The sequence below is a fragment of the Streptomyces sp. NPDC002835 genome (assembly GCF_053591995.1).
In genome coordinates this window covers 12,575-27,909 of the sequence record NZ_JBSFUW010000060.1, presented here as the reverse complement: position 1 = coordinate 27,909, position 15,335 = coordinate 12,575, and the positions used below count along the sequence as shown (strand labels likewise).

The 15,335-nt window shown below is 69.1% G+C and carries 15 protein-coding genes and 1 riboswitch; of the genes, 12 read left to right on the top strand and 3 right to left on the bottom strand.

What is annotated here, in order from left to right:
* The 3 genes from ACWD01_RS35050 to ACWD01_RS35040 form a co-directional block, all read left to right on the top strand.
* On the top strand, positions 1–1,140 hold a 1,140-nt coding region (locus ACWD01_RS35050), incomplete at its 5' end, for a cytochrome c oxidase subunit I (protein ID WP_451167720.1).
* Positions 1,137–1,535 (top strand): cytochrome c oxidase subunit 4, encoded by a 399-nt coding sequence (locus ACWD01_RS35045; protein ID WP_451167718.1) that lies wholly within the window; start codon positions 1,137–1,139, stop codon positions 1,533–1,535. The genes ACWD01_RS35050 and ACWD01_RS35045, both read left to right, overlap by 4 nt.
* A gap of 144 nt (positions 1,536–1,679) precedes the next feature.
* Positions 1,680–2,936: an Ig-like domain-containing protein gene (locus ACWD01_RS35040; RefSeq protein WP_451167716.1), complete on the top strand. Its 1,257-nt coding sequence runs from the start codon at positions 1,680–1,682 to the stop codon at positions 2,934–2,936.
* A 197-nt stretch (positions 2,937–3,133) separates the two neighbouring features.
* Here ACWD01_RS35040 and ACWD01_RS35035 read toward each other — a convergent pair whose 3' ends face one another.
* Entirely contained in the window at positions 3,134–3,535 is a 402-nt protein-coding gene (locus tag ACWD01_RS35035; RefSeq protein WP_451167714.1) for a hypothetical protein, read from the bottom strand.
* A 182-nt stretch (positions 3,536–3,717) separates the two neighbouring features.
* On the opposite strand from ACWD01_RS35035, the gene ctaE reads away from it, so the two are divergent.
* From ctaE to ACWD01_RS35005, 6 genes are all read left to right on the top strand, one after another.
* A complete protein-coding gene (ctaE, locus tag ACWD01_RS35030) occupies positions 3,718–4,338 on the top strand; it encodes an aa3-type cytochrome oxidase subunit III (protein ID WP_451167712.1) in 621 nt (206 codons plus the stop codon).
* 92 nt (positions 4,339–4,430) lie between these two features.
* Positions 4,431–5,240 (top strand): cytochrome bc1 complex diheme cytochrome c subunit, encoded by an 810-nt coding sequence (gene qcrC, locus ACWD01_RS35025; protein WP_356891674.1) that lies wholly within the window; start codon positions 4,431–4,433, stop codon positions 5,238–5,240.
* Complete coding sequence (qcrA, locus tag ACWD01_RS35020; RefSeq protein WP_451167710.1) at positions 5,237–6,313, top strand: cytochrome bc1 complex Rieske iron-sulfur subunit; 1,077 nt, start codon at positions 5,237–5,239, stop codon at positions 6,311–6,313. The genes qcrC and qcrA overlap by 4 nt, the downstream gene beginning before the upstream one ends.
* Positions 6,310–7,935 carry a cytochrome bc1 complex cytochrome b subunit gene (qcrB, locus tag ACWD01_RS35015; protein WP_451167709.1) on the top strand — a complete coding sequence of 542 codons (1,626 nt, stop codon included), beginning with the start codon at positions 6,310–6,312 and terminating at the stop codon, positions 7,933–7,935. Before qcrA ends, qcrB begins: the two co-directional genes overlap by 4 nt.
* A 126-nt stretch (positions 7,936–8,061) precedes the next feature.
* On the top strand, positions 8,062–9,126 hold the full coding sequence (trpD, locus tag ACWD01_RS35010) for an anthranilate phosphoribosyltransferase (protein ID WP_451167707.1): 1,065 nt from the start codon (positions 8,062–8,064) through the stop codon (positions 9,124–9,126).
* Between the two features lie 77 nt (positions 9,127–9,203).
* A riboswitch (SAM riboswitch) is annotated at positions 9,204–9,321 on the top strand.
* A gap of 191 nt (positions 9,322–9,512) precedes the next feature.
* Positions 9,513–10,910 carry an aminotransferase class V-fold PLP-dependent enzyme gene (locus tag ACWD01_RS35005; RefSeq protein WP_451167705.1) on the top strand — a complete coding sequence of 466 codons (1,398 nt, stop codon included), beginning with the start codon at positions 9,513–9,515 and terminating at the stop codon, positions 10,908–10,910.
* A gap of 106 nt (positions 10,911–11,016) precedes the next feature.
* Here ACWD01_RS35005 and ACWD01_RS35000 read toward each other — a convergent pair whose 3' ends face one another.
* Together ACWD01_RS35000 and ACWD01_RS34995 are read right to left on the bottom strand one after the other, a co-directional pair.
* Positions 11,017–11,298, bottom strand: coding sequence for an Lrp/AsnC family transcriptional regulator (locus ACWD01_RS35000; RefSeq protein WP_065488891.1), 282 nt, complete (start codon positions 11,296–11,298; stop codon positions 11,017–11,019).
* Positions 11,295–12,026 (bottom strand): rhomboid family intramembrane serine protease, encoded by a 732-nt coding sequence (locus ACWD01_RS34995; protein WP_451167703.1) that lies wholly within the window; start codon positions 12,024–12,026, stop codon positions 11,295–11,297. The genes ACWD01_RS35000 and ACWD01_RS34995 overlap by 4 nt, the downstream gene beginning before the upstream one ends.
* A 151-nt stretch (positions 12,027–12,177) precedes the next feature.
* Here ACWD01_RS34995 and ACWD01_RS34990 point away from each other — a divergent pair, with 151 nt between their 5' ends.
* The 3 genes from ACWD01_RS34990 to ACWD01_RS34980 all read left to right on the top strand — a co-directional run bounded on the left by ACWD01_RS34990 (position 12,178) and on the right by ACWD01_RS34980 (position 15,182).
* Complete coding sequence (locus ACWD01_RS34990) at positions 12,178–12,420, top strand: hypothetical protein (protein WP_356891686.1); 243 nt, start codon at positions 12,178–12,180, stop codon at positions 12,418–12,420.
* 37 nt (positions 12,421–12,457) lie between these two features.
* Positions 12,458–13,822 (top strand): NYN domain-containing protein, encoded by a 1,365-nt coding sequence (locus ACWD01_RS34985; protein WP_451167701.1) that lies wholly within the window; start codon positions 12,458–12,460, stop codon positions 13,820–13,822.
* Positions 13,823–14,156: 334 nt separating this feature from the next.
* Positions 14,157–15,182, top strand: a complete 1,026-nt coding sequence (locus ACWD01_RS34980) for an NlpC/P60 family protein (RefSeq protein WP_451167699.1) — start codon at positions 14,157–14,159, stop codon at positions 15,180–15,182.
* Positions 15,183–15,335: the final 153 nt, after the last annotated feature.

Below are 15,335 nucleotides of genomic sequence, written 5' to 3'. Positions count from 1 at the left end.
ATGCGCGCTCCCGGCATGACGATGTTCCGGATGCCGATCTTCACCTGGAACGTCCTGCTGACCGGTGTGCTGGTCCTGCTGGCCTTCCCGGTCCTCGCCGCGGCGCTGTTCGCCCTGGAGGCGGACCGCAAGTTCGGGTCGCACATCTTCGACGCGTCCAACGGCGGCGCGCTGCTGTGGCAGCACCTCTTCTGGTTCTTCGGCCACCCAGAGGTGTACATCATCGCCCTGCCGTTCTTCGGCATCGTCTCGGAGATCATCCCGGTCTTCTCCCGGAAGCCGATGTTCGGTTACATCGGTCTGATCGGTGCGACGATCGCGATCGCCGGTCTGTCCGTGACGGTGTGGGCACACCACATGTATGTCACCGGCGGCGTCCTACTGCCGTTCTTCTCCTTCATGACGTTCCTCATCGCCGTGCCGACGGGCGTGAAGTTCTTCAACTGGATCGGCACGATGTGGAAGGGCTCACTGTCCTTCGAGACACCGATGCTGTGGACGATCGGCTTCCTGGTCACCTTCACCTTCGGTGGCCTCACCGGCGTCATCCTGGCCTCGCCGCCGCTGGACTTCCACGTCTCGGACTCGTACTTCGTCGTCGCGCACTTCCACTACGTCGTCTTCGGCACGGTGGTGTTCGCGATGTTCGCCGGATTCCACTTCTGGTGGCCGAAGTTCACCGGCAAGATGCTGGACGAGCGGCTCGGCAAGATCACCTTCTGGACGCTGTTCATCGGCTTCCACGGCACGTTCCTGGTGCAGCACTGGCTCGGTGCGGAAGGCATGCCGCGGCGGTACGCGGACTACCTCGCCGCCGACGGCTTCACCGCGCTGAACACCATCTCGACCATCAGCTCCTTCGTGCTCGGTCTGTCGATGCTGCCGTTCGTCTACAACGTGTGGAAGACGGCGAAGTACGGCAAGAAGATCGAGGTCGACGACCCGTGGGGCTACGGCCGTTCGCTCGAGTGGGCGACGTCCTGCCCGCCGCCGCGGCACAACTTCCTCACGCTGCCGCGTATCCGCAGTGAATCGCCGGCGTTCGACCTGCACCACCCGGAGATCGCGGCTCTCGACCAGCTCGAGCACGGCGGCCACGGCGCCAGTGTGCTGGTCGGCGGCAAGGAGGAGAGCAAGTGAAGATCCAGGGCAAGATGTTCCTCTGGCTGAGCGTCTTCATCCTGGCCGTCGCCGTCCTGTACGGCGTCTGGTCGAAGGAGCCGGTCGGCACCACTGCTCTGTTCCTGTCCTTCGGCCTGACCGTCATGATCGGCTACTACCTGGCCTTCACGGCCCGGCGAGTGGACGCCATGGCGCAGGACAACAAGGAAGCCGACGTGGCCGACGAGGCCGGCGAGGTGGGGTTCTTCTCCCCGCACAGCTGGCAGCCGCTCTCGCTGGGCATCGGCGGCGCGCTCGCCTTCCTCGGCGTGGCGATCGGCTGGTGGCTGCTGTACTTCTCGCTGCCGCTGCTCCTGGTCGGCCTGTTCGGCTGGGTGTTCGAGTACTACCGCGGTGAGAGCCAGAACCAGTAGTACCGCCTGAGCGGAACGGCAGTACAACAGAACAGCAGAACAAGCGACGGGCCCGGATCACCTCACTCCAGTGAGGTGATCCGGGCCCACTCGTTCGGAGTCATCCCGCGCGCCGCGGCTGACGATTCTTCATACCGTGTGCTCATGAACCACACGCCTCGCATCCGTGCCGTCAGCTGCATCGCGCTGGTCGTCTCCCTCGGTGTGGTCGCGACCGCTTGCGGCGAACCGGACCGGCACCCGCTGTCGGCCGCGCCGTACGACGCGGCGCGGCAGGTCAGCCTCAACGCCGCGTCCGGAGCCACGAAGGTGGACCCCGACAAGCCTCTGGAGGTCACCTCCAAGGGTGACGGGGGACGGATCACCGATGTCACCGTCATGGACGACGCGGGACATCACCTCGCGGGCGAACTCGCCGCCGACGGCGTCCGCTGGCGCTCCACGGCCCCGCTGGCGGCCGGCGTGAAGTACACCGTCCGGGTCTCCACGGAGGACGACGAAGGCGCTCCGGGTGTGCGCACGCTCTTCTTCGAGACGGCACCCGCCAAGACCTTCCTCACCGCGGAGTTCGGCCCGGAGGCGGGCACCTACGGAGTCGGGCAGCCCATCACGGCCAAGCTCAGCCACGCGGTCGGCGAGGGCAGGGGCAGGGCGGTGGTCGAACGCGCGATGAAGGTCACCTCGAAGCCCGCGGTGGAGGGCGCCTGGCACTGGGTCGACGACAAGACCCTGCACTACCGGCCCAGGGAGTACTGGCCCGCCGGAGCCACGGTGGACGTCGCCAGCAACCTCAAGGGTGTCAAGGTCGCCGGCAAGCTCTACGGCGGCCCCTCCAAGCCGTTGAAGATCACCATCGGGGACCGCATCGAGGCCGTCGCCGACGCCGAGGCGCTCACCATGACGGTGAAGCGCAACGGAGAAGTGATCAAAACCTTGCCGGTGACCACCGGCAAGCCCGGCTTCGAGACCCGCAACGGCATCAAGGTCGTGCTGGCCAAGCAGCAGTTCGTACAGATGCGCAGCACCAGCATCGGCATCGCCGAAGGCAGCTCCGAGTCGTACGACCTGCCCGTCTACTGGGCGACGCGCATCACCTGGAGCGGCGAGTACGTCCACGCCGCGCCCTGGTCCGTCGGCTCGCAGGGCTCCGCGAACGTCAGCCACGGCTGCGTCGGGATGTCCATGGGCAACGCCGAGTGGTTCTTCAAGACCGTCCGCGAGGGCGACATCGTCGAGGTCGTCAACAGCTACGGCGACATGATGGACACGTTCGGGAACGGCTTCGGAGACTGGAACCTCTCCTGGGACAAGTGGCGCAAGGGCAGCGCCCTGGTCCCCGGCTCCGAGGCCTCGAACGGCAACGCCACCCCCGTGACCGCCCGGCTGCGGCCCGTGGTTTGAGGGCTCGGTTCACCTCCAGGGCGCTTTGTGCGTCTGCCGACGGTCGATCGTGCTCGATCTCCCACAGACTCCGTCCGGGAGGTGCCCCCACGTACCTCGCGATCTCCGAGCGTTCTCCCTTTCAGCAGCCGCGCGCCCTTTCGGCTCACTCGCCGAAGACGGGGGCGCGGCCCCAGGCTCAGCCCCGGCCGCGCCCGTCAGGCGCCGATGGAGAGGCGACCGCGCAGCAGGGCTGCGAGGGACGCCGCGAACTCCACCGGGTCGACCGGAAGCGTCACCGCCGCCTCCGCGCGGCTCCAGGTGGCCAGCCAGGCGTCCTGCGGGCGGCCGATCAGCAGCAGCACGGGCGGGCAGTCGAAGACCTCGTCCTTGATCTGCCGGCACACGCCCATCCCGCCCGCCGGAACCGTCTCGCCGTCCAGCACGCAGACGTCGATGCCGCCCTCCTCGAGGGTCTTCAGGACCGCGGGCAGGGTCGCGCACTCCACGAACCGCACCGGCGGCACGTCGGCCGCGGGCCTGCGCCCCGCTGCCAGCCTGACCTGCTCGCGGGTGTTCGAGTCGTCGCTGTAGACCAGGACCGTGGCGCTCGACTGCATGGTTCCTCCGCACTCGTTCGATCAGGCTTGTTGCGCCGGATGCTACTCCGTCCCACTGCCTGTCAGCACCGGTTCGGACACGGCTTCGATGGGCCGTCCGGCCCCGCCGGAAGGTCCCGTTGAGGGCCGGAACACTCCGAAGAGCACCCCCCGGAGTGAGGGCGGGATAAGCGACCGACATAATGTCGGTCGTGGCGACAGCAACGACAGTAGAAACCGGGCACGCGCACCCGTCGGTCAATCGGCCGAACCTCACCAGCGTCGGAACCATCATCTGGCTGAGTTCCGAGCTGATGTTCTTCGCGGCCCTCTTCGCGATGTACTTCACCCTGCGATCGGTGACGGGTGCCGACTTCTGGGCAGAGAAAGCCGAAGCTCTGAACTTCCCGTTCTCGGCGACGAACACCACGATCCTGGTGCTCTCCTCCCTCACATGTCAGCTCGGCGTCTTCGCCGCCGAGCGGGGCGATGTGAAGAAGCTGCGCACCTGGTTCATCATCACGTTCGTGATGGGTGCGATCTTCATCGGCGGTCAGGTCTTCGAGTACACCGAGCTGGTCAAGCACGAGGGGCTCTCCCTCTCGTCCGACCCGTACGGCTCGGTGTTCTACCTGACGACCGGTTTCCACGGCCTGCACGTGACGGGCGGACTCATCGCCTTCCTGCTGGTCCTGGCGAGGACCTACGCGGCCCGGAGATTCACCCACGAGCAGGCAACCGCCGCCATCGTCGTGTCCTATTACTGGCACTTCGTCGATGTCGTCTGGATCGGCCTCTTCGCCACGATCTACATGATCAAGTAATCGGCGCGGGCGGCTCGTCCCGAGCGGGCGCCGCCTGAAGCAGACATAGTCCAGAAGCACCGACGCAGAAGATCCTGACACCGGGGTAATCCGTGAAAAAGCTCTCCGCACGACGACGCCATCCGCTGGCGGCGGTCGTCGTCCTACTCCTCGCGCTGGCGGCCACTGGGGGGCTGTACGCCGCGTTCGCACCCGCGGACAAGGCGCAGGCCGACACGACCGCCCAGTCCCTCGCCATCAAGGAGGGGCAGAAGCTCTACACCGTGGGCTGCGCAAGCTGCCACGGAACCGGCGGTCAGGGCACCTCAGACGGCCCGTCCCTGGTCGGTGTCGGCTCCGCCGCCGTCGACTTCCAGGTCGGCACGGGGCGTATGCCCGCCCAGCAGCCCGGCGCTCAGGTGCCCAAGAAGCCGGTCGTGTACTCGCAGGCCGAGATCGACCAGCTCGCGGCGTACGTCGCCTCCCTGGGCGCCGGTCCGATCACACCGACCGAGAAGCAGTACAGCCCCGAGGGCGCGGACATCGCCAAGGGTGGCGAACTGTTCCGCAACAACTGCGCCCAGTGCCACAACTTCACCGGCAAGGGCGGCGCGCTGACCGAGGGCAAGTACGCCCCGGACCTGGAGGGCGTCAGCCCGAAGCACCTCTACGAGGCCATGCAGACCGGCCCGCAGAACATGCCCTCCTTCCCCGACACCACACTGCCCGAGCAGCAGAAGCGGGACGTCATCGCGTACGTCACGACCGTGAACAGCGACGACACGCCGAGCCCCGGCGGTTTCGCGCTGGGCGGCCTGGGCCCCGTCAGTGAGGGTCTGTTCGGCTGGATCTTCGGTCTCGGTTCGCTGATCGCTGTTGCCGTCTGGGTCGCGGCCCACACCGCTAAGGCCAAGAAGTCATGAGTAGCCAAGACATTCCAGAAGAGAACCTGCCCGCAGAGCAGGGCGCCGCGCACGACGCGGCACACGGTGGCAGCACAGCCGTCGCCCAGCGCCCGGACGATCCGTTCGCCGACCCGGGACTGCCGGCCCACAAGCCGCGCATCCAGGACCTCGACGAACGGGCCGCCAAGCGCTCCGAGCGCACCGTGGCCTTCCTGTTCACCCTGTCGATGCTCTCGACGGTCGGCTTCATCGCCGCCTTCGTGATCTTCCCGGTGGACAAGATCGTCTACATCTGGCCGTTCGGGCACATCAGCGCGCTGAACTTCTCGCTGGGCCTGACGCTGGGCCTCGCGCTGTTCTGCATCGGCGCCGGCGCCGTCCACTGGGCGCGCACCCTGATGTCCGACGTTGAGGTCGCCGACGACCGGCACGCGATCGAGGCCCCGCCCGAGGTCAAGGCCAAGGTCATGGCCGACTTCGCGGACGGCGCCAGGGAGTCCGCGATCGGTCGGCGCAAGCTGATCCGCAACACCATGTTCGGCGCGCTGGCCATGGTGCCGCTCTCCGGTGTGGTGCTGCTGCGCGAGCTCGGCCCGATGCCGGAGAACAAGCTCCGCACCACCCTGTGGGCCAGGGGCAAGCAGCTCATCAACATGAACACCAATGAGCCGCTGCGTCCCGAGGACGTCGCTGTGGGTTCGCTGACCTTCGTCATGCCCGAGGGCCTGAGGGAGGACGACCACAACTTCAACACGGAGATCGCCAAGGCGGCCGTGATGATCGTCCGGCTCCAGCCGGAGGACATCAAGGACCAGCGCGAGCTCGAGTGGTCCCACGAGGGCATCGTGGCCTACTCGAAGATCTGTACCCACGTCGGCTGCCCGATCAGCCTGTACGAGCAGCAGACGCACCACGTCCTCTGCCCGTGCCACCAGTCCACCTTCGACCTCTCCGACGGCGCCCGCGTCATCTTCGGTCCGGCCGGTCACGCGCTTCCGCAGCTGCGGATCGGTGTGAACGCGGAGGGCAATCTCGAGGCGCTCGGCGACTTCGAAGAGCCCGTCGGTCCGTCCTTCTGGGAGCGCGGATGAGCACCATCGACGAAAACAAGCGGAAGGCGCCCGCCGGTGAGCGGGTCGCCGACTGGGCGGACGGCCGGCTCGGGATCTACTCGTTGGCCAAGGCCAACATGCGGAAGATCTTCCCGGACCACTGGTCCTTCATGCTGGGTGAGATCGCGCTCTACAGCTTCATCATCATCATCCTCACGGGTGTGTATCTGACGCTGTTCTTCCACCCGAGCATGAACGAGATCGAGTACCACGGCTCGTACGTGCCGATGCAGGGCATCCGCATGACCGAGGCATACGCCTCGACGCTGGACATCAGTTTCGACGTCCGCGGTGGTCTGCTCATCCGGCAGATCCACCACTGGGCCGCGCTGATCTTCCTCGCGGCGATGTTCGTGCACATGATGCGCGTGTTCTTCACCGGCGCGTTCCGCAAGCCGCGTGAGCTCAACTGGCTGTTCGGCTTCCTGCTCTTCGTCCTGGGCATGTTCACCGGCTTCACCGGTTACTCGCTCCCGGACGACCTGCTCTCCGGCACCGGCGTCCGCTTCACGCAGGGCGCGATCCTGGCGACTCCGGTCGTCGGCACGTACATCTCGATGTTCCTGTTCGGCGGCGAGTTCCCCGGCCACGACATGGTGGCGCGGTTCTACTCGATCCACATCCTGCTGCTGCCGGGCATCATGCTCGGCCTCGTGGTGGCGCACCTGATCCTGGTCTTCTACCACAAGCACACGCAGTTCGCGGGCCCCGGCCGGACGAACAAGAACGTCGTCGGCATGCCGCTGCTGCCGGTGTACATGGCCAAGGCCGGAGGCTTCTTCTTCCTGGTCTTCGGCGTCATCGCGATGATCTCGGCGATGTTCACGATCAACCCGGTGTGGGCGCTCGGCCCGTACCGGCCGGACATGGTCTCGACCGGCGCGCAGCCCGACTGGTACATGGGCTTCGCGGAGGGGCTGGTCCGGGTGATGCCAGGCTGGGAGATCAACCTGTGGGGCCACACCCTGGCCCTGGGTGTCTTCGTCCCGCTGGTCCTCTTCGGGCTGATGCTCGGGGTGCTCGCGGTGTATCCGTTCATCGAGTCGTGGATCACCGGCGACAAGCGCGAGCACCACATCCTGGACCGTCCGCGCAACGCTCCGACGCGCACCGCGCTGGGCGTCGCCTGGGTGACCGCGTACGTGATCATGCTGCTGGGTGGCGGAAACGACATCTTCGCCACGCACTTCAACATGTCGATCAACGCGATCACCTGGTTCGTGCGCATCACGTTCTTCGTCGGGCCGGTCCTCGCGTTCGTCATCACCAAGCGGATCTGTCTGGGTCTGCAGCGGCGGGACAAGGACAAGGTGCTGCACGGACGCGAGTCCGGCATCATCAAGCGTCTGCCGCACGGTGAGTTCGTCGAGGTCCACGAGCCGCTGGCGCAGGGCGACCGGTACAAGCTGACCGCGCACGAGCAGTACAAGCCCGCCGAGATCGGCCCGGAGGTCGACGAGAACGGTGTGCGCCGCAAGGTCAAGCGCACCGAGAAGCTGCGCGCCAAGCTCAGCAAGGGTTACTACGGCGAGGCGAACCAGATTCCCAAGCCGACGACCGAGGAGTACCAGGAGATCACCAGCGGCCACGGCCACCACTGATCCCCGACCGACACGTCGCCACAGCGCGGGGCCCCGTCCACTCGATGGACGGGGCCCTTCGCCGTGTCCGGCGCCTGGATAGGGTGGAGCCATCCCCTATCGGCTTGTGGACCCCAGGAGCGGACCATGAACGTTGTGACCCCGGGCGGCGGCGACAGCGTGGCGGCACACTCCTGGCCCAGCGTGCTGAACGCCCTCCTCGAGAACCGTGACCAGAGCGCGGACGCCACCGCGTGGGCCATGGACCGGATCCTCAGCGGAGAGGCCACCGACGCCCAGATCGCCGGCTTCGCGGTGGCCCTGCGCGCCAAGGGCGAGACCGTCGAGGAGATCTCCGGCCTGGTGCGGACGATGTACGAGCACGCCAATCTGATCGAGGTGCCCGGCGGATGCGTCGACATCGTCGGCACCGGCGGCGACGGGGCGAAGACCGTCAACATCTCCACCATGTCCGCGATCGTGGTCGCCGGTACGGGCGCCAAGGTCGTCAAGCACGGCAACCGCGCCGCGTCCTCGGCGAGCGGCGCCTCCGACGTCCTGGAGAAGCTCGGCGTCAATCTGGAGCTGACCCCGCAGCGGGTCGCGGAGGTGGCCGAGCAGGCGGGCATCACCTTCTGCTTCGCGGTGAAGTTCCATCCGGCGCTGCGGCACGTCGCCGCCGCCCGCAAGGAGCTGGGCATCCGCACGACGTTCAACTTCCTCGGCCCGCTCACCAATCCGGCCCGGGTGGGGGCCCAGGCCACCGGCGTGGCCGACGCCAGGATGGCCCCGATCATGGCCGGCGTGCTGGCGGAGCGCGGCTCGTCAGCCCTGGTCTTCCGCGGTGACGACGGCCTCGACGAGCTCACCACGACGGCCACCTCCCGGGTGTGGGTCGTGCGGGACGGAGCCGTGCGCGAGGAGGCCTTCGACCCGCGGGACATCGGCATCGACCTCGTCCCCGTCGAGGCGCTGCGCGGCGCGGACGCCTCGTACAACGCCGACGTGGCGCGCCGGCTGCTGGCCGGCGAGACCGGGCCCGTACGGGACGCGGTGCTGCTCAACTCGGCGGCGGCGCTGGCCGCGCTGGAGCCGACGGACGGCACGCTGAACGAGCAGCTGGCCGCCGGGATGGCGCGGGCCGCCCGGTCGATCGACTCCGGGGACGCCAGGGCGGCGCTGGAGCGCTGGGTGGCGGCCAGCAACGCGTAACGGCTCCGGAAGGGAGCGGTCCGTATCGCGGACCGCTCCCTTGCGCTGTGCGCGACGTGTGGCAGGATGCCTCCCAAGGTCATGAGTGACAGCGATTACGGCCCCGGCCCGCTGTCCGGCAACCCTCCGTCCGTGGCGGGGTGCCCCGGGTGAAGACCAGGCCGCAGGCAGCGAGGTCTGTGGCAAGCGCGGACCCCCGCGGCGTCGTCGAACGCCGTGTCCCTGGGGTCCTGGTCCTCAAGGGAGCAGTCTCGTGAGCAAGCGAATGCGATAGGGCGTCTCAGCCCCTTCTTCATCACCCTCCGCACGGCGCCGCCGTGTGCCGGGGAACACCCGTATCCGGGTCCCTGAAGCCGATTCGCCGCATCCTGCTGGGAGATACCGCCATGTCCGCGTACCCGAACACCGCCGAGACCGCTGTCGCCGACGCCGCCGCCGACACCGACCTGTCCCGCCGCGCCCCGCTGCCGGTCCTCGGCCGGGACGTCACCGTCCCGCTCGTCACCGGCGGCGAAGTCACCTACGCGGCCCTCGACTACGCGGCCAGCGCCCCGGCGCTCCAGCGCGTCTGGGACGACGTCGCCGCGTACGCCCCCTACTACGGCAGCGTGCACCGCGGCGCCGGGTACCTCTCGCAGCTCTCCACCGACCTGTTCGAGAACAGCCGGGTCCAGGTGCACGAGTTCCTCGGCTGCCGGGAGGACGACCAGGTCGTCTTCACCCGCTCCACGACCGACTCGCTGAGTCTGCTCGCCGCCGCGCTCCCGGCCGGGTGCGAGGTGTTCGTCTTCGAGACCGAGCACCACGCCTCCCTGCTGCCGTGGCGGCACGCCCGGGTGACGTACCTCGACGCGCCACGTACACACGGCGAGGCCGTCCGCACGCTGGAGCACGCACTCGCCGGACGCGACCCGCACGGGCCCGCGCTGGTCTGCGTCACCGGCGCGTCGAACGTCACCGGTGAGCTGTGGCCGGTGCGGGAACTGGCGGCCGCGGCCCACGCCCACGGCGCCCGCATCGTCCTCGACGCCGCCCAACTGGCGCCCCACCACCCGGTGTCGCTCCGGGAGCTGGACGTCGACTGGGTCGCCTTTTCCGGGCACAAGCTGTACGCGCCGTTCGGTTCCGGTGTGCTCGCCGGGCGCTGGGACTGGCTGCGGGAGGCGGAGCCGTACCTCGCGGGCGGTGGCGCCTCGCGCGCGGTGGCGCGGCGGGCCGACGGCGGGGTGGACGTCGAGTGGCACACGAGCGCCGCACGGCACGAGGCCGGCTCCCCGAACGTGATCGGTGTCTACTCGATCGCCGCCGCCTGCAAGGCGCTCACCGAGGCCGGGTTCGACGCCCTGGTCGCCCGCGAGCAGCGCCTGCTCGCCGAGGTCCGGGCAGGACTCGCCGAGGTGCCCGAGGTCAGGGTGCTGTCGCTGTTCGGCGACGACGCCCCGAGGGTCGGCGTCCTCTCCTTCGTGGTGGACGGCTGGAACAGCTCGCACTTCGCCGCCGCGCTGTCCGCCGAGTACGGCATCGGCGTACGGGACGGGCTGTTCTGCGCCCACCCGCTGGTGCGCACCCTGCTGGGCGGCGACCCGCAGGACGTCGGCGAGTGCGGCGCGCCGGAGGCGGAGCCGGGGGAGAGGTCACGGGGCGCCATCCGCGTCAGCTTCGGCGCGGGCACGCCCGACGAGCACGTGGAGCGCTTCGTACGCGCCGTGAAGGAACTGGTCCGCGACGGCGCTCAGTGGAAGTACCGCACCGAGGACGGGCGCTGCGTGCCCGACCGCGGCTGACCGGGGCCGCGGATCGGGGGGTGGTCATCTCCGGGCCGCCGCCCGGGGCACTCTTCGAACCTGTGTCCGTCGCGCACCCCGTGCGCGGCGGGCGCAGGGCTCCGGGCTACGCGTCCAGGCCGATGGCGAACGCGGCCTCGAGATCGTGCTGGGAGTAGGTGCGGAAGGCGACATGGGTGTCGGTGCCCTCGACGCCGGGGATCTTGCTGATCCGGCCGGGGATCACGTCCGCCAGGTCGTCGTGGCGGGCGACGCGCACCATGGCGATCAGGTCGTAGGTGCCGGTGACGGAGAAGACCTCGCTGACGCTGTCCAGCGCCGCGATGGACTCGGCGATCTCGGGGATACGGTCCACGCTGGTCTTGATGAGCACGATCGCGGTGATCATGGCTGGCTTTCTCCCTCGGTCGCTGAAGATGCGTTCACTCTAGTCCCACGCCCGTAGCGGCCCCACGCGTAGACGAAGCCCACCCCGAACCCCACCAGATGCGCCAGGTAGGCCACGCCCGGCCCGCTGCCCGCACCCCTGGCCGCCAGCCACTGCAGCACGAACCAGAAGATCAGCACCGCCCAGGCGGGGAAGCGCAGCGGCAGGAAGAAGAGGAAGGGGAAGAGACTGGTGACCCGGGCCCTCGGGAAGAGGAAGAGGAACGCCCCCAGCACGGCGGAGATCGCCCCGGACGCGCCCACCAGGGTCTGCGCGGAGTCGGCGTTGACCGCTGCGTAGACCAGCAGCGCGAGATAGCCGGCGCAGAGGTAGAACAGCAGGAAATGCATCTGTCCCATCCGTTCCTCCGCCATCGCGCCGAAGACGAAGAGGAAGAGCATGTTCCCCAGCAGGTGCAGCCAACTCCCGTGCACGAACAGCGCGGTGAGCGGGGTGAGCAGGGCGCCCGGGGAACCGGTCATCAGCTCCGCGGGGATCACGCCCCAGCGCTCGAAGTACGCCGCCTGGGCCGCGAGCAGCCGGTCGCCCGTGCCGTACGAGGGGTTCAGGCCCGAGATCGGGCTGATGACGAAGATCGCGCAGCACACCGCGATCAGGCCGTACGTGACCGCGGGTCCCGCCGCCGCGTTCCTTACCGCATCCCGGGCCGTGCCCCACCGACTGATCATGGACAGAGCATGGCGTAGCAGGACTGAACGGTACAGAGCGCCTCGCCGCGACATCGGGGACCGGCGAGGCCGTAGGGTTACAGGCAGTACATCCGCAGTTCGACGGCGCACCGCGGTACCCGCACTCGGCACGAGACATGAGGACGGCACGATGACGACGGTTCCCTCGCCGACCGCTGACACCAGGTGGCGCTGCACGCTCTGCGGCAATCTGACCCGCTTCGACGTCACCCGCTCCTCCAAGGTCGTCGAGTACGTCCATCTGGACCTGGCGGGAGAGCCGAAGGTGGAGGAGCGCGAGGTGGTCAGTGAGACCATCGAGTCGGTCCGCTGCCGGTGGTGCAACGCGGTGGACCAGATCGAGCTGGTGGACAGGCCGGGCGCCGGTTCCTGAAGGAACGGCCCGTACGGGTGGTAGGGGTGAACGGATCGTGGAGCAGCCTGACAACGGCGCCGAGCCGGCCGGTGCGGCCGGTGACGCCGCCGAGGCGCTCGACCGCCCGCTGCCGGAAGGGGTACGGCGACGGGTCGTCGCCCTCGTCTCCGACGCGTTCGGCGGCCTGACGGTAGCCGAACTCCCCGCCCAGCTGCGCCAGTACGCCCGGTTCACCCCGACCCGGCGCGCCAAGTTCGCCGGGAACGCGATGGCCGCCGCGCTGGAGGGCGACGCCCTCTTCCGCCAGCGCATCGGCGAACGGCTCGGCAAGGCGCAGCCCGAGCTGGCCAGGGCCCTCGAGTCCGGATCGCCGCCCGCCGCCGCGGACCCCGTGGACGTCGCGGCGGCCGCCTATGTGCTGCGCCCCCCGGGCTGGGTCAAGATGGTCGCCGCCGCGGGCGAGGAGGTCCAGCGCGCCGACGCCGAGCGGGCCGACGAGGCCGGCCGGCGCGAGCTGGACCGGCTCCGCGAGGAACTCGTCGAGGCCCGTGGCCAGATCAGGTCGGAGACCGAGCGGCTGCGGTCCGAGCTGGACGGCGCCCGCCGGGAGGGCGAGGCGCTCCACCGCAAGCTGCGCAGCGCCCAGGCCGACGTGAAGCGCGGCGAGGCGGCCCTGCGCCGCAAGGAAGCGGAACTCGACGCCGTCCGCGCGCAGGCCGCGGCCCAGGTGTCGGCCGCGGAGAGCGAGACACGGCGGCTCAAGGCCCGGCTGGCGGAGGCGGAGGCGGCGGTGGAGGCGGGCCGCCGGGCCGCCCGCGAGGGCCGTTCCGTCGAGGACATGCGGCTGCGCCTTCTGCTGGACACGGTGCTCGACGCGGCCCAGGGGCTGCGCCGCGAGCTGGCCCTGCCGCCCGCGGGCCTGCACCCGGCCGACATGGTGGACGCCGTGGAGCCGGGGCGCATGTCGCCGAAGGACATCGCGGCGCGGGCGCTCTCCGAGACGGACCCGGCGCTGCTCGACCAGTTGCTGGCGCTGCCGCAGGCGCATCTGGTCGTCGACGGCTACAACGTCACCAAGACCGGCTATCCGACGATGCCGCTGGAGAAGCAGCGGCTGCGGCTGCTGGGCGGCCTGTCGATGCTCGCGGCCCGTACCGGGGCCGAGGTCACCTGTGTGTTCGACGGGGCCGAACTGGCCGCGCCGGTGCTGCTGGCGCCGCCGCGCGGGGTGCGGGTGCTGTTCTCCAAGCCGGGCGTGACCGCGGACGAACTGATCCGCCAGCTGGTGCGGGCCGAGCCGCCCGGCCGGCCCGTGGTGGTCGTCTCCACCGACCGGGAGGTCGCCGACGGCGTCGCCAAGGCGGGCGCCAGGCCGGTCGCGTCCGCTTTGCTGCTGAAGCGGCTTTCGCGCGCCTCATGACCCCGTCGTAACCCCCGCGGCATATGCCCGATTTGGCAACACCCCAGATAGGACGTTGTGTCAAGTGTCCATTACTACGGGTGTGATGAGAGTAAAGAATGGTGTTCGGGGGTAAGAATTTTCCGATGGGGATTTGAACTGATCACAAGAAGGTCACTAAGGTCAGGCCTCGAACCTTCGCGCGGTTGATCGCCCATCCGGGGTGACAGCGAAGGAACCGCCGAGTTCGTACAGTTCGACCCTATTTCCCCCGGGGATCCGACGTACGGACGCCGGGGACACACCCTCCCCCCACTGCCCGGTAGGCGGCTCGAGGAAGAAGGAGCTCGCCTTCGTGGCGTCCCACCGTCGTCCCAAGCAGCCGAGCCGCACCCGTGTGACCGTGCTCACCGCGACCGCCGCAGCGGCCGTAGCCCTGACCTCCCAGACCGCCCAGGCCGACCCGAAGCCGAGCAAGAGCGAGGTCAAGGAGAAGGTCGACAAGCTCTACGAAGAGGCGGAGAAGGCCACCGAGAAGTACAACGGGGCCAAGGAGCAGCAGGAGAAGCTCGACGACCAGATCGACGCGCTTCAGGACAAGGTCGCCCGTGGACAGGACGAGCTCAACACCCTGCGGGACAGCCTGGGTTCGGTCGCGAGCGCGCAGTACCGCACCGGAGGCATAGACCCCTCCGTCCAGCTCTTCCTCTCCGGTGACCCGGACACCTACCTCGACAAGGCCTCCGCGCTGGACCAGCTCGGCGCCAAGCAGACCGAGGCCATCCAGGAGATCCAGTCCAAGCAGCGCACCCTCGCGCAGCAGCGCCAGGAGGCCCAGAGCAAGCTCGGCGACCTCGCGGAGACGCGCAAGACGCTCGGCGAGAAGAAGAAGGAGGTCCAGGGCAAGCTCGCGGAGGCGCGCCAGCTCCTGAACTCCCTCACCGCCGCGGAGCGCGCCGCGCTCGCCGCCGAGGAGAGCCGCGCCAACCGCGCCAGCGCCCGTGCGGACCTCGGCCCGGCCGTGCCCGCCTCGCAGCGCGCGTCCGCCGCGTTCGCCGCCGCGCAGTCGCAGATCGGCAAGCCGTACGTCTACGGCGCCTCCGGCCCGAACTCCTACGACTGCTCCGGCCTCACCTCCTGGGCGTTCGCCCAGGCCGGCGTCTCCATCCCGCGCACCTCGCAGGCGCAGGCCAGCGCCGGCACCCGCATCTACTCGCAGAGCGACCTCAAGCAGGGCGACCTGGTCATCTTCTACGGCGACCTGCACCACGTCGGCTTCTACGCCGGCAACGGCCAGGTGCTGCACGCCCCGCGCAGCGGCACCGTCGTGCGCTACGAGTCGATCAACAACATGCCGTTCCAGTTCGGCGTGCGTATCTGACGCACGGTCGGGCCGGGAGGCCGGGCGAATCGTTCGGCGGGGTTCCACACCCGCCCGAACGGGGGAATTCGCTCCTTCCGTACTGACGCGACGCCCCGCCGGTGACCTGGTCTCCGGCGGGGCGTCAGTTTGTATGCCCGGTGAGGTCTTTGG